At 65.6% G+C, this 13,990-nt stretch carries 14 protein-coding genes; 9 read left to right on the top strand and 5 right to left on the bottom strand.

Features of this window, described 5'->3' with window-relative positions; translation table 11 throughout:
* Positions 1 to 110 precede the first annotated feature (110 nt).
* Positions 111 to 1,376 (top strand): diaminopimelate decarboxylase, encoded by a 1,266-nt coding sequence (gene lysA / locus FG95_RS01965; RefSeq protein WP_037553584.1) that lies wholly within the window; start codon positions 111 to 113, stop codon positions 1,374 to 1,376.
* Positions 1,377 to 1,533: 157 nt separating this feature from the next.
* Complete coding sequence (locus FG95_RS01960; protein WP_037553583.1) at positions 1,534 to 2,313, top strand: precorrin-2 dehydrogenase/sirohydrochlorin ferrochelatase family protein; 780 nt, start codon at positions 1,534 to 1,536, stop codon at positions 2,311 to 2,313.
* 43 nt (positions 2,314 to 2,356) lie between these two features.
* Here FG95_RS01960 and FG95_RS20070 read toward each other — a convergent pair whose 3' ends face one another.
* Complete coding sequence (locus tag FG95_RS20070; RefSeq protein WP_081932964.1) at positions 2,357 to 2,773, bottom strand: DUF4279 domain-containing protein; 417 nt, start codon at positions 2,771 to 2,773, stop codon at positions 2,357 to 2,359.
* Complete coding sequence (locus FG95_RS01955; RefSeq protein WP_037553582.1) at positions 2,724 to 3,773, bottom strand: YncE family protein; 1,050 nt, start codon at positions 3,771 to 3,773, stop codon at positions 2,724 to 2,726. The genes FG95_RS20070 and FG95_RS01955 overlap by 50 nt, the downstream gene beginning before the upstream one ends.
* Before the next feature lie 173 nt (positions 3,774 to 3,946).
* Between FG95_RS01955 and FG95_RS20705 the strand changes: the two genes are divergently transcribed.
* From FG95_RS20705 to lepA, 7 genes are all read left to right on the top strand, one after another.
* Positions 3,947 to 4,093, top strand: coding sequence for a hypothetical protein (locus FG95_RS20705; protein ID WP_161786524.1), 147 nt, complete (start codon positions 3,947 to 3,949; stop codon positions 4,091 to 4,093).
* Positions 4,094 to 4,145: 52 nt separating this feature from the next.
* Positions 4,146 to 5,222, top strand: a complete 1,077-nt coding sequence (locus tag FG95_RS19760) for a HEAT repeat domain-containing protein (RefSeq protein WP_052182000.1) — start codon at positions 4,146 to 4,148, stop codon at positions 5,220 to 5,222.
* Positions 5,210 to 6,094, top strand: a complete 885-nt coding sequence (locus FG95_RS01945) for a transposase (protein ID WP_200880129.1) — start codon at positions 5,210 to 5,212, stop codon at positions 6,092 to 6,094. The genes FG95_RS19760 and FG95_RS01945 overlap by 13 nt, the downstream gene beginning before the upstream one ends.
* Positions 6,095 to 6,165: 71 nt before the next feature.
* The gene (locus FG95_RS01940; RefSeq protein WP_052181999.1) at positions 6,166 to 7,569 is read left to right on the top strand and encodes a site-specific DNA-methyltransferase; all 1,404 of its coding nucleotides are present in this window, start codon (positions 6,166 to 6,168) and stop codon (positions 7,567 to 7,569) included.
* On the top strand, positions 7,559 to 7,924 hold the full coding sequence (locus FG95_RS19755) for a hypothetical protein (RefSeq protein ID WP_052181998.1): 366 nt from the start codon (positions 7,559 to 7,561) through the stop codon (positions 7,922 to 7,924). Before FG95_RS01940 ends, FG95_RS19755 begins: the two co-directional genes overlap by 11 nt.
* On the top strand, positions 7,925 to 10,108 hold the full coding sequence (locus tag FG95_RS01935) for a DEAD/DEAH box helicase (protein ID WP_152567554.1): 2,184 nt from the start codon (positions 7,925 to 7,927) through the stop codon (positions 10,106 to 10,108).
* Positions 10,109 to 10,382: 274 nt separating this feature from the next.
* Positions 10,383 to 12,206 carry a translation elongation factor 4 gene (gene lepA, locus FG95_RS01930; protein ID WP_037553581.1) on the top strand — a complete coding sequence of 608 codons (1,824 nt, stop codon included), beginning with the start codon at positions 10,383 to 10,385 and terminating at the stop codon, positions 12,204 to 12,206.
* A gap of 5 nt (positions 12,207 to 12,211) precedes the next feature.
* Here the strand turns inward: lepA and FG95_RS20425 are convergent, their stop codons facing one another.
* The 3 genes from FG95_RS20425 to FG95_RS01920 form a co-directional block, all read right to left on the bottom strand.
* Positions 12,212 to 12,736 carry a hypothetical protein gene (locus tag FG95_RS20425; protein WP_152567553.1) on the bottom strand — a complete coding sequence of 175 codons (525 nt, stop codon included), beginning with the start codon at positions 12,734 to 12,736 and terminating at the stop codon, positions 12,212 to 12,214.
* Positions 12,679 to 12,996 carry a hypothetical protein gene (locus FG95_RS01925; RefSeq protein ID WP_037553580.1) on the bottom strand — a complete coding sequence of 106 codons (318 nt, stop codon included), beginning with the start codon at positions 12,994 to 12,996 and terminating at the stop codon, positions 12,679 to 12,681. Before FG95_RS01925 ends, FG95_RS20425 begins: the two co-directional genes overlap by 58 nt.
* The coding region (locus FG95_RS01920; RefSeq protein ID WP_235211423.1) for a hypothetical protein at positions 12,993 to 13,990 on the bottom strand (998 nt) is incomplete at its 5' end. The genes FG95_RS01920 and FG95_RS01925, both read right to left, overlap by 4 nt.

Here is a 13,990-nt window from a genome sequence, read left to right as displayed (position 1 = left end):
TATCCGCTCGTGTCGAGCGAAGTCGAGACACCCATCGGTGTGGCTCTGACCTTCGGGGCATCTCGACTTCGCTCGATGCGAACGGACATGATAATCAGGACTTTCCTTCGATGGACCATTTTGAACTTCGTGACGGCGTGATGCACGCCGAAGATATTCCGCTGCCGCGTATCGCCGAGGAAATCGGCACCCCCGTCTATGTTTATTCGCGCGCGACGCTGGAGCGCCATGCGCAGGCGTTCCGCGACGGGTTGAAGGATGTGCCCAGGAAGCACCTCGCCTTCGCGATCAAGAGCAATCCCAACCTCGGCGTGCTGCGCGTGCTCGCGCGGCAGGGCTATGGCGCCGACGTCGTCTCGGGCGGTGAGCTCGAACGCGCGCTCGCGGCGGGCATGGCGGCCGAGGACATCGTCTTTTCGGGCGTCGGCAAGACGCGCGCCGAGCTGGCGCTCGGCCTCGACCGCGGCATCGGCCAGTTCAACATCGAGCATGAACCCGAGGGCGTCGCGCTTGCCGAGATTGCGCTGCGCAAGGAAATGACCGCGCCGGCGGTGCTGCGCGTCAACCCCGACGTCGACGCGGGCACCCACGCCAAGATCTCGACCGGTAAGGCCGAGAACAAGTTCGGGGTCGGCATCGACGTCGCGCCCGAAATCTTCGCGCGCCTCGCGGGGCTGCCGGGGCTCAACATGCGCGGCATCGCGGTGCATATCGGCAGCCAGCTCACCAGTCTCGCGCCGTTCGAGGCGGCGTTCAAGCGCGTGGGCGAGCTCGTCGCCGATCTTCGCGCCGCGGGGCACAGCATCACCCATGTCGATCTCGGCGGCGGGCTTGGCGTGCCGTATCGCGCGGGCGACAATGTCCTTCCGCCGTCGCCCGCCGACTATGGCGCGATGGTCGCGCGGGTTACCCGCGATTGGGACGTCACGCTGATGTTCGAACCCGGCCGCGCCATCGCGGGCAATTCGGGGGTGCTGCTGACGGAAGTTTTGTGGGTCAAGCCCGGTGCAACCCACCCCTTTGTGATCGTCGATGCTGCGATGAACGATCTTGCACGGCCCGCACTCTACGACGCCTGGCACGATTTCGCCGCGGTAAAGCCCTCGGGCGAGACGATGACCGCCTCGATCGTCGGCCCGGTCTGCGAAACCGGCGACACCTTTGCGCGCGACCGGCTGATCGACAAGGTCGAGTCGGGCGACCTCGCAATCTTCCGCAGTGCGGGCGCCTATGGCGCGACGATGGCGTCGACGTACAACAGCCGCAGTCTCGTTCCCGAGGTACTCGTCGACGGCGACCGCTATGTCGTCGTCGCCGACCGCATCGCCGCCGGCACGATCATGGCCGCCGAGCGCGTCCCCGACTGGATCGACTAGCCTTTAAACCCCTCCCCTTCGGGGGAAGGGCAGCGAGACTTGGTCCGGCATAGCCGGGTCTTGGTCGAGCGGGGTGGGGTCTATCGGCCTTGCTCCATGTTTCGAGGCCCCACCCCAACCCCTCCCCTAAAGGGGAGGGGCTTGCTATAGGCGCTCCATGCACCAACTCCCCGTCTTCCTGAACCTCGCCGGCCGCACGGTCGTGCTGGTCGGGGAGGGGGAAGCCGCCGACGCCAAGGCGCGGCTGATCGCCCGCGCCGGCGGGCGGATCGTCGCGTCGTGGGGAGTGGGCGCGACGATCGCTTTCGTCGCGCCCGATGACGGAACCGAAGCGCGCGCCGCCGCCGATGCGCTGCGCGCGCGCGGACTCCTCGTCAACGTCGTCGACCGCCCCGACCTCTGCGACTTCACCACTCCCGCGATCGTCGACCGCGCGCCGGTGACGATCGCGATCGGCACCGGCGGCGCGTCGGCGGGGCTCGCGAAAGCGATCCGGCAGCGCATCGAAGCTCTGCTGCCCACGCGGCTGGGCGCGCTCGCATCGGCGCTCCATGCCGCACGGGGCGCGATGAAGGCGCGCTGGCCCGACGCCGCCGGCCGCCGACGTGCGATCGACGCCGCGCTCGCGCCGGGCGGCGCGCTCGATCCGCTCGACGGCGATGCGGCCGACAAGGTCGATGGCTGGCTTGCGGACGAAACGCCCGCATCGCCATCGCGCCTCGAAACGATCCGCCTGACGAGCGCTGATCCCGACGACCTCACGCTGCGCGCCGCGCGCCTGCTCGGCGAGGCCGACCATGTCTTCCATCCCCCAACCGTCGCGCCGGCGATCCTCGACCGTGCGCGCGCCGACGCGGTGCGCTACGTCGCCGATGCGCCGCCCGCCAACCCGCCCGCGGGCTTGTCGCTATGGTTGATGCCCCCACGAACCGAATAGTCGCAACGACCGGAAACGACCGGAATCGACCGGTTGCTGCCGTTCAATCAGGGACATCTTGCCCGTAGATATCGAGATCAATAAGCAGACCCCGTTCACCAACGCAAACAAGGGTTTCAGGCTGGAGGGTGAGGCCTTCGTTCCCGCTCGCTAGGAACAAACCGCAGAAAATCCTGCCTCGATAGCGTTTTGATAATGATCGCCATGGACCAAGGTCCTTCGTCAGGCCGTTCAACAGCCAGCTTATCTGGAAATCCAGATTTGCGGGTTCATGGGGGTGCGCTTTCAATCGCCATGACCCGGTGCGAGCAACCTTCTCGGCACCCAAGGAAGTAAGCCAAGTCCCGCCTTTTCGAACACCTACTGATGGTTCACCGCCTAGCAGATCGGTTATCTCGGTTGGATCAAGATCATCGCCGTAGAACCCAAGCGAGGCGGCGGATTTGTGCAAGATGGCCATGCACGCTGGTAACATTTGGACGTCCGCTTTCCACCCCAAAACCGCCTAGGGCGCGATCGCCAGCCCGTCGCCCTGCTTTCCCGCCGCGATCCGGCGCAGCACCTTGGCCGTAGCGACGTCGATCTCGGCGACCTTGTCGTGCCCCGTCTCGGCGGCATAGAGCCGCTTCGAATCGGGGCTGAACAGCAAGGTCACCTGCCCCTTCGCCGCCTCGCCGGACACTTTGATCGTCTTCAGCGGTGCGCGGGTTTCGGCGTCGAACAGGCTGATCGATCGTGCCCGACGCGATATTGCTCGTCGCGACGAGCCTGCCGTCGGGGCTCGCGAGCACGCGGATCGCGACCGGGTCGACCGGCAATTCGGCGATCTTCTCGCCCGATTTCGTATCCCACACCGACACGCGCGGCGCATCGAGGTCGCCGACCCACAGCTCGCGCCCGCCCTTCGTCAGCGCCAGCCCCTCGGGCTTGCCGCCGACGGCCAGGTCGCGCAGCTTCTTCCCGTCGTCGAGGTCGAGCACGCTCACCGTCCCCGACCCGATATTGGCGGTGTAGGCGGTGCGATTGTCGGGCGCGACGGCGATCATATGCGTGCCCTTCTGCCCGGTCGCGATCGATGTGAGCTTGCCGTCCGGCGCGACGACCGCGACCGACTCGCTGCCCTCGGCGGTCGCGACGAGCCGCCCGTCGGCCAGCCAGAGCAGCCCGTGCGGCCGCTCGTTGGGGCTGATGTCGATCGTCCGGAGCTTGGTGCGCTTCGCGACGTCGAATATATCGATCGTCGTCCCGCCATAAGCGACGACCGCCGCCTGCCTGCCGTCGGGCGAAATCGCGATCTCGTGCGGCATTCTGCCCGTCGGCAGCCGCGCAAGTTCGGCGCCGCTATCCAGCGCGACGACGCTCAGCGTGTCCTCGCCCTTGTTGCCGACGAGCAGCGTTTCGGCGGCCGCCGGACTGGCGAGGAGGACGCCGGAAAGGGCGGCGAGGACGGCGCGGCGCATGAGCAATCTCCCGGTTGTGACGGCGCATCCTATCCCGCCGGCGCGGCGCCGCAACCGCGCTTCGACCGACGGCATACGCAAATTACGTAAAGTTAACTCGGCGATCGGCACGCGCCCGCCTAGCCCAGACCGCGGCGGCAGGTCGCGCCGCCGGTCAGGACAGGAGGGGGAATATGGAACTGCCGCCCATTGATATCGCCGCGCTGCCGTTGCTCGATACCGCGGTCGGGTTGTTCGGGTCGCTGATGGGCGAAAGCGTCACGTCGGGGCCGTCGGTCTTCGAGATCGCGGTCACCATCGCGCTGATCGTCCACGACTGATCGCGGGCGGGGGCAGGCGGCGCGTTCCGCCGCCTGCTCCCGCGCTTTTCGCATGACCGCCGCCCGCTCGCGCCACGACCATTTCCCCCGCACCGACCCCGCGCGCCGCCAGCGCATCGGCGAAGCGGTCGCCGCCGACGACGCGGCATGGCGCCGCGCCGATAGCGCGCCCGGCGGCCTGTTCGCCGCGATCGACGCGGCCCAAGGCAAAGCGCCCGCGGTCGCGGTCGCGCGCCTCCTCCCCTGGCTTGCCGACACGGCGTGGCTGCGGGTCCGGCTCGACGCCGCGCTCGCGCTTGTCGCCGCCGACCCCTTCGCGCGCCCGCCGCTGCGGCTCGTCGGCGGCGGTGATGGCGGCGCGGGCGGGCTCGTCCTCGCCGATCGCGGCGGCGTTCGGCTGACGCTTCTCGTCCGCCCGGCGGGCAGCTGCATCGCGCCGCCCGCGACCGCCGTCTTCGTCCCCGGCCGCGCCGCGATCCGCGTCCTCGCAAGCGGCGGCGCCGCGCTCGTCACGCACGAGGTCGCCGTCGGCGCCGCCGAGGAAGCGGGCGGCTTCACCGCCGCCGCCGCCGCGCCGTGCCACAGCCACCCGCCGCGCGCGCTCGGTCCCGGCGAGCTGCTCCAGCTCGACACCGCGCGCCAAAGCTACAGCCTCGCCGATGCCCGCCGCGACGTGCTGCTGCTCGAACTCGCCGTCCAGCCGCCGTCGCCGCTTCCGATCCGCGCCTATGACGTCGCGAGCGGCCGGCTGATCCATATCAGCGCCTCGCGCCGCGACAGCAGCTTTCGCGCCATGGCGCTGACCCTGCTCCGCCACCTCGGCCGCACCGACGCCGCGCCGCTTTTCGCCGCCGAAACCACGGCCGGCGATTTCGCTGCGCGCTGGCACGCGATGCGCGAACTGGTCGCCCTCGATCCCGCCGCCGCGCGCCCGCATCTCGCGGCGATGGCGGCGAGCGATCCGCATCCCGAAGTGCGCCGCGCCGCCGCGTCAACGCTGACGCTCTTAACCCCCCTCCCGCTGGCGGGAGGGGTTGGGGGAGGGCCTGTTTCGGTCCATGCCGGCGAACATGCTCCACCCAACCCCTCCCCTGAAGGGGGGGGCTTAAGCGCGCCATGCCCCGCCTGATCGACCCGCCCGCCGGCCCGCCGCTCGACCTCGCCGAAGTCGCCGCGCGCCTCGACGAAAGCGGCGTCGACCTCGCCGACGAAGCAAGCGTCGCGCATTGCGCCGCGCTCCTCGCCGGGCTCGGGCGCAACCGCTTGTTTCTAGCCGACCGCGTCATCGCCGCGCTCAAGGCGAGCCACGCCGACCAGCTCGAAATCAACCGCCATTCGGCGCAGGTCTTCCTCCTCCATCGCGGCACGCGCGGCTTCTACCTCCGCGCCAACCTCTGGCCCGCCGCGACCGACGCGGTCTATTCCGCGAGCGGCGCCGCCGCCTTCTCCTACGGCGTCCCGCACGACCATAATTTCAGCTTCCTCACGACGGGCTATTTCGGCCCCGGCTATGTCAGCGACTATTATGACTATGACGCGGAGGCCGTCGACGGCCGCCTCGGCGAACCGCTGAACCTCCAATTCGTCGAGCGCAGCCAGCTCGATGAAGGCAAAATGCTCCTCTACCGCGCCCACCGCGACATCCACAGCCAGCTCCCGCCCGAAAGCCTGTCGGTCAGCCTCAACATCATGGACGAGGGCGAGCACGTCCCCTGGCGCGACCAATATATCGTCGACCTCGAAGGCGGCACGATCGCCCGCCGCCCGACGCTGACCAGCGGCGAAATGCTGCTCCGCTGCGCGGTGCATCTGACCGACAATGGAAGGGACGTGGCCGAGCAATTCGCGAAGGCGCACCCGATGCCCCGCGTGCGCGCGAACGCCATCGCCGCGCTGGCGGCGGTGGAGGAAGGCAAGGGCAGGGCGACAGTGCTGGAACGGGGGATGGGGGATAGCGACGCGCGGGTGCGCGATGATTGCCTAAGATGGCTTGCGATTTAGCCGCGCCCCCCTGTTGCGCCCCGCGACGGCATCCGCCAAGGATGCGGACCACGTCGCGGGAGGAGTGAAGCGTGCCCACGCTCGATTTCAAGGGTAAGCCATTTGTCTATTCGCACCATCTGTCGGTGCCCTTCCGCGAACTGGTGGTCGACGCGAGCAAAAGCGTGCCGCCCGCGGGCGAGGCGCCCGGCCTCGACGGCAATCTCATCATCCACGGCGACAATCTGGAGGCGCTGAAGGCGCTGCTCCCGCGCTACGCGGGCAAGGTCGATGTCATCTATATCGACCCGCCGTACAATACGGGCAACGAAGGCTGGGCCTATAACGACAATGTCAACGCCCCGCAGCTCAAGGCATGGCTCGGCAAGACCGTCGACGCCGACGATATGGAACGCCACGATAAATGGCTGTGCATGATGTGGCCGCGGTTGCAGTTGCTGCGGGAGTTGTTGAGCGAAACCGGTGTTATTCTTGTAAGTATGGATGAGACTGAAATCTCTCTGCTTTACAGTGCTATGGATGAAATATTCGGTAGCGATAACCGGTTTGAGAATATTATTTGGAAGAAGCGCTATGGAGGAGGGCCAAAGGAAAAATTCTTTGTAAATCTGCATGAGTATGTTTTGGTTTATGCTAAATCAAAGTCTGTAATTACGAAAATAGACAGGCCACTGACGCCAGAAAAAATCGAGCGCTACTATAAGTGGACTGATGATACGCAGACTGGATCCGCAGAATTGAGGTCAATTTTGGGGCCAGACGCGTTTCCCTATCCCAAGCCATCTTCGTTGTTGTCAACGATTCTGGAAGCGAAGTTTCACCCGACGGACAATGCTAATGTTTTAGTTCTCGACTCCTTCGCCGGCTCGGGCACCACCGCGCACGCCGTTCTCGCGCTCAACAAGGCCGACGGCGGCAACCGCAAATTCATCCTCGTCGAGACCGAGGATTATGCCGACGCGCTGACCGCCGAGCGCGTGCGCCGCGTGATCAAGGGCGTGCCGGGGGCGAAGGATGCGGCGCTGAAGGACGGGCTCGGCGGTAGCTTCACCTTTTGCGAACTCGGCGAACCGATGGATATGGAGCGCTTCTTTGCCGAGGATGGGAAGGCGCCGTCGTGGGATCAGGTCGCGCGCTATGTCGCCTATACCGCAACGGGTGAAACGCTCACGCGCGCGGAAGGCGAAGATGGTTTCGCCGGCCATGCCGGTCCCTACCGTCTGCACCTCCTCTACCGCGATGACCCGAAATGGATGCGCTCGAACGACGCGATGCTCGACCTCACCACCGCTGAACGCATCGCGGCGGCGGCACAGGCCGATGGCGGCAAGCCCGTGCTTGTCTTTGCCGCGGGCAAGCTGATGGGCCAGCGCGCGCTCACCGATCTCGGCATCACCTTCTGCCAATTGCCTTACTCGGTGCACCGCATCCTGGGCGACGGGAGTGAGGGCGTGGCGGGCGTCGATGCGGCTTAAGGAGTATCAGCTCGAAACGCTGGACAAGCTCGACGCCTTCGTCGCGCTGCTCGCGGCCGAACGCGCCGAAGAGGCCGCCACGCGCGCCTTCATCGCCAGCGCACCGGAAGCGATGCGCGAAAAACTGATGGAGGGGCAGGTCGATCCCGCCATCACGGCATGGAAAAAGGCGCAGGAACAGGATATCGCCGTCTCGCCCGACCCGTGGCGCGAACTGGCCGACGGACACGGCGCGCAGGTTCCACACGTCTGTCTGAACCTGCCGACGGGTTCGGGCAAGACGCTGATCGCCGGCCATGCCGTCGGCCGCATCCTGTCGGGTCTCGACGGCGCGATGACGGGCTTTGTCCTCTGAGTGATGCCGTCCGACGCGATCTACAAACAGACGCGCGCGCAGCTTCGCGATCGCGGCAGCGCGGTGCGACAGGCGCTCGAAGTCGCGAGCGGCGGGCGGCTCAAGCTCGCCGAAAAGGCGAATGATTTCACCCGCGCCGACATCGAACACGGCCTCGTCGTGATGACGCTGATGCTCCAGTCGGCAGGCCGCCGTGACAAGGAAACGCTGAAAGTGTTCCGCGACAGCGGCAATTACGCGACCTTCTATCCCGACGCCGACGACCTCACCGCGACGCAGGCGCTGCTGGCGCGCGTTCCCAATCTCGAAACCAACGACCTCGCCGACGGCACCCCCGGTTCGGTGCGGCAGAGTCTAGGCAACACGCTCCGCCTCGTCCGCCCGCTGATAATCCTCGACGAAGGCCACCGGGCGTACAGCGAGACGCAGAGGAGCACACTCGGCGGCATGAATCCGCGCTTCCTGCTCGAACTCACCGCGACGCCCGATCGCGAACAGTCCAATATCCTCGTCAAGGTCGGCGGGCGGCGGCTGCGCGATGCTGAAATGATCAAGCTGCCGATCCAGCTCGTTTCGGATGAACGGGCGCACTGGAAGGACACGCTCAAGGCCGCGCTCGACAAGCGCGCCGAACTGGAGGCGCAGGCGCGCGAACATCACGCCCGCACCGACCGCTTCATTCGCCCGATCCTGCTCGTCCGCGTCGAGCGGACCGGCAAGGATCAGCGCGACGGTGTCCATATCCATACCGAGGATGTGCGACAGGAACTGCTCAGCCAGCCCGGCATGCAGGCCGACTGGATCAAGGTCCAGACCGCGACCGAAAAGGAACTCGACGACACGCTGATGGACGAAACCAGTCAGGTGCGCGTCATCATCACCAAGGATGCGCTGCGCGAAGGTTGGGACTGTCCCTTCGCCTACGTCCTCGCGCTGCTGTCGAAGACGCAGGCAAAGACCGCGCTCACCCAGATGATCGGGCGCGTGCTGCGCCAGCCGGGCGCGAAGCGCACCGGTGTCGACGATCTCGACAGTGCGTGGGTCTTCTGCTCCGACCTGTCGGTCAAGGATGCCGTCGAGGGCGTGCGCAAGGGGCTCGACGAAGAGGGGATGGGCGATATCAGATCCTCGGTCCGCGCAGGCGACGAGGTCGTGGCCGAAATCCGCCGCGCCGACCGGCGCGATGCCTTCAAGGGCGAACGCATTCTGATCCCGAGCGTCACGCACGACGATGGCAGGGGCGGACGCCGCGCGCTCGATTTCGACGCCGACATTCTCGGTGCGCTCGATTGGGACGCCTTGCATTATGACGGCGGCGCGGCGCTCGACCTCGACGCCGCCGGCGCGCGGCGCGCGCGCGCGAGCTTCGATTATGGCGCGGCCGAAACGATCGAACGCCGTGGCGCCGTCATGCGCGAAGAACTCGCCAATGCGATCGACCGGCCCGACCTCGCGCGGCGCTTGCTCGGCCTCATTCCCAATCCGTGGATCGGAATCCGCCTCGTCGACGAGGGCCTTGTGGCATTGCGCGCGCGCGGAATCGCTGACGAAGAGATTGCGAAGGGGCGGCTCGATCTGCTCGATTCGATGCGCACCGAGCTGGAAGCAAAGATCGACGCGCTGGCGCGCGCGGTGTTCGAGGCGAAGGTGGCTGACGGCACCATCGCCTTCAGGCTGACCGGCAGCAAGGCCGATTGGGATATGCCGCAGTGGGAGGAGATCGAGTTCCGGCCCGGCCATGATCTGTGGCAGCGTAACAACGACGATCACGATCTGCAGCGGAGCCTGTTCGTTGATGCGATCAAGCAGGGCGATCTCAACGGCTTCGAGCGCGATGTCGCGCTCTATCTCGACGGCGAAAATGCGATCGCATGGTGGTGGCGGCTCGCTTCGCGCGGGGCATGGGGTGTTCAGGGCTGGCGCCGGCACAGGGTCTATCCCGACTTCCTGTTGCGTCTCGATGGGGAAGGGCAGCGGCTCATGCTGCTCGAAACCAAGGGTAAGCAGCTCGATAATCTCGATACGGCGTTCAAGCGCGACCTGATGGAATTGCTAGAAAGGGCTTACACCAAACCCGCGCCCGGCGAGGTCGACCTGTTCGACGATGCGGCCGACAGTATCCGTTTTCGTATATTGATGCAGGAGGCCGACTGGCGGACGAAGCTTCGGCAGGCGACGGCCTGAACAAACCCCTTTCCTACATTATCCCGCCATGCCAGCCTCGCGTTTCCGGCTCTTTGACTCGTCCGCAACCGCTGCCCCGCCGCCCGCGCGAAACATCGCGCCCGCGTGCGACCTTTGCGATCTTTCGCCCGTCCGCACCGTGGGCAATCTTTGCGATCTTGGCCCAGCCGTCCCTCGCACGCGATGGGGCGTCAACTTCGTCAACTTCCGCCGTGCGGCCGGGAAGGCGTCACTCCCTGCTGACAGCGCCGCAAACCCCTGCTAACGGCGCCCGATGACGACTCCCCTTTCGCATATCCGCAATTTTTCAATCATCGCGCACATCGACCATGGCAAGTCGACGCTCGCCGACCGGCTGATCCAGTTCACCGGCGGGCTGACCGCGCGCGAGATGTCGGCGCAAGTCCTTGATAATATGGACATCGAGAAGGAGCGCGGGATCACGATCAAGGCGCAGACGGTGCGCCTCAAATATACCGCGAAGGACGGCGAAACCTACGAGCTCAATCTGATGGACACGCCGGGGCACGTTGACTTCGCCTATGAAGTGTCGCGGTCGCTCGCGGCGTGCGAGGGTGCGCTGCTCGTCGTCGACGCGGCGCAGGGGGTCGAGGCGCAGACGCTCGCGAACGTCTATCAGTCGATCGAGCATGATCACGAAATCGTGCCGGTGATCAACAAGATCGACCTGCCCGCGGCCGACGTCGACAAGGTGAAGGCCGAGATCGAGGATATCATCGGGCTGCCCGCCGACGACGCGGTGCTCGCGTCGGCGAAGTCGGGGATCGGCATCGAGGAATGTCTCGAGGCAATCGTCACCAAAATCCCGCCGCCGAAGGGCGATCCGACCGCGCCCTTGCTCGCGATGCTCGTCGACAGCTGGTACGACCCCTATCTGGGCGTCGTCATCCTCGTCCGCGTCGTCGACGGCGTGCTCAAGAAGGGCCAGCAGATCAAGTTCATGCAGGCGGGCACCACCCACCTGATCGACCGCGTCGGCTGCTTCACGCCGAAGCGCGAGGAGCTGACCGAGATCGGCCCCGGCGAGATCGGCTTCATCACCGCGCAGATCAAGGACGTCGCGCAGGCGCGCGTCGGCGACACCGTGACCGACGCGAAAAAGCCCGCCGCGGCGCCGCTGCCGGGGTTCAAGGAAGTCCAGCCGGTCGTCTTCTGCGGCCTGTTCCCGACCGACGCGAACGATTTCGAGAAATTGCGCGAGAGCATCCAGAAACTCCGCCTCAACGACGCGAGCTTCAGTTTCGAGATGGAAAGCTCGGCCGCGCTTGGCTTCGGCTTCCGCTGCGGTTTCCTCGGTCTGCTCCACCTCGAGATCATTCAGGAGCGGCTGACGCGCGAATATGACCTCGACCTCATCACCACCGCGCCGTCGGTGGTCTACAAGCTGAAGCTCGGCCACACGAAGAATGAGGCGGCGAAGGAGATCGAGCTCCACAACCCCGCCGACATGCCCGACCCCAACCGCATCGACGAGATCGAGGAGCCGTGGATCGAGGCCGTCATTTACGTGCCCGACGACTATCTCGGCCCGATCCTGAAGCTCTGCCAGGACCGCCGCGGGGTGCAGAAGAACCTCACTTATGTGGGCGGCCGCGCGCAGATCACCTATGAGCTGCCATTGAACGAGGTGGTGTTCGATTTCTATGACCGGCTGAAGAGCATCAGCCGCGGTTATGCGTCGTTCGACTATCACCAGATCGGCCACCGCGCCGGCGACCTCGTCAAGATGAGCATCCTCGTCAACAACGAGCCGGTCGATGCGCTGAGCATGATCGTCCACCGCGGCAGCGCCGAAAGCCGCGGCCGCGGCATGTGCGAGCGCCTCAAGGACCTGATCCCGCGCCACATGTTCAAGATCCCGATCCAGGCGGCGATCGGCGGCAAGGTGATCGCCCGCGAAACCATCGCCGCGCTGCGCAAGGACGTGACCGCCAAATGCTACGGCGGCGACGCGACCCGCAAGAAAAAGCTGCTGGAAAAGCAGAAAGAGGGCAAAAAGCGGATGCGGGAGTATGGCAATGTGAACATTCCGCAGGAGGCGTTTATCGCCGCGCTGCGGATGGGGGATGATGCGTAGTTATGCTAAGAGCTGTAAGACATAATTTTTCTAAGTTCGTCCTTGGACAAATCTTGTCTATTTAGTTCGTAATACAGAAATGGAGCATATCGCTGCAGGCCTGCTAAAGAGACAATATCATTGCAGTAATTTTCTACGTATTCTTGTCTCGATTCTATGCATCTTTCCTCGTTAAGCTTTAGTCTGACAATTGTCGATTCTGCTAAATCGATAATATCTTTATTTAAATTTTCGGATATTTTAAGCTGTAGAGAAGGGAAGTCGATCTGAAAAGGACTTGCCGTTATGCTGGCGGGGTCGAGGACATCTTGATGATCTCCTTTCCGACCATTTAAGCGTCCGCAAACTAGTCGGAAGTTGCTCCATTCATATGCAAGTGCCGGATTTACGCTCTTTGGCGTAAAATGTTCGACCGTATCGCTCCCTGTATCCTTGGGAATGTAGTGACAGGTGTAAGCAAGAGCGACTCTATCTATCTGAGCGGTTCTTTCTCTCTTTCCTCCTCCAACCGCACGATCCGCACCACGCACCGCGCCGGAATCTCGATGATCCCGCTCAGCCACAGATGCTCGTCTCCGACGAGCATGGCCGATCCGGCGAGGACCTTCACGCAATCGTCGTCGTGGATCAGTCGGCCGACCGACAGGCAGACTTGCGTCTCGCCGGGATCGAAGTCGGCGTAGCTGGTCCAGCCGCCTTCGGGCTCGCGCGGCTGGATCCATTCGATCGCGACGGTGCGGCCGAAGCGGGCCGCGATGCGGTTGGCGCGGATGTCGTCCGGGAGGCTCATGCTTCGCCTCCCGCCCGCGGCTGGTTTGCTCCGGTCGCGTCCGCGTCCGCTTCGGCGGTGCCGGCGGCTTCGGCTTCCCGCGCCTGCTTCGCTGCCTTCCACGCCGCCCAGCTTTCCTCGCTGTACGCTGCGTTCCATTCGCGTTCGAGCTCGGCGATCGTGCGTTCGATGCGGCGGCGGGTGGTGTCGCGTTCGCTTCCCGTGCCGCCGCCGCGAAGGCGCTTGTCGGCGAGGAAGCCGTGGGGGTGCCGGTACACCGGCTGGCGCGCTTGCTGCCAGGCCTCGGCGCGTTCGCGGAGGCGGTTGGCGCCGGCGCGCATGTCGCCACGGGCGATTTTTCCGGCGGCAATGTCGCTTTCGCCGGCCTCGCCCGCGACCATGAAATCCTCGTAGCGTTCGAACCAGATTTCGTCCTCGCGGCCGCCCTCGGCCCACGGGACATGATCGGCGGGGGGCGGGCTCGGGTTCGACAGGTCGCCGCCTTCCTGCGCCTCCCAGTCGATATTGCCCGCGCCCGCGGCCAGCGGCACGATCATGTCGGGGTGGTGCATGTGCCACTCATGCTTTTGCGGGTTGGTATAGGCGTCCTCGCGGCGCACCGCGTCCCAGTCGGTGCCGGGGCCGGTGAGCATGTCCCATGCGGCGCGCTTGACCGGATCGTGCGAGATTTGGCGCTGATAGGCGGTGCGGATGATGCGCAGGCGGTCGTCGAGGTCGCCCTCCTGCCGGTTCGCGCGCTGCTGATGTTCGAGCAGCTTCGCCTGCCGCTCGGCCTCCCACTCGGCGCGCCATTTTTCGCGCAGGCGGCGGATCGCGTGCGGCACCGCACTGGCGGGGCGGCCGTCGACGGGATCGACGCCGGCGAAATTATCGGGAAAGCGGCGCGCGGCGATATGGTGCATCGCGCGGATGTGCGGGCGGCGGCGCTCGAGGATGACCTCTCCCCCCCGCGTGGTGGGCTCGCGCCTCCCCCTGCCCGCCCTATCCCTCCACA

The organism is Sphingopyxis sp. LC363 (assembly GCF_000756385.1).
GTDB lineage: Bacteria > Pseudomonadota > Alphaproteobacteria > Sphingomonadales > Sphingomonadaceae > Sphingopyxis.
The sequence above is the reverse complement of the archived record's forward strand: the minus strand, read 5'-3'. Positions and strand labels throughout refer to the sequence as shown.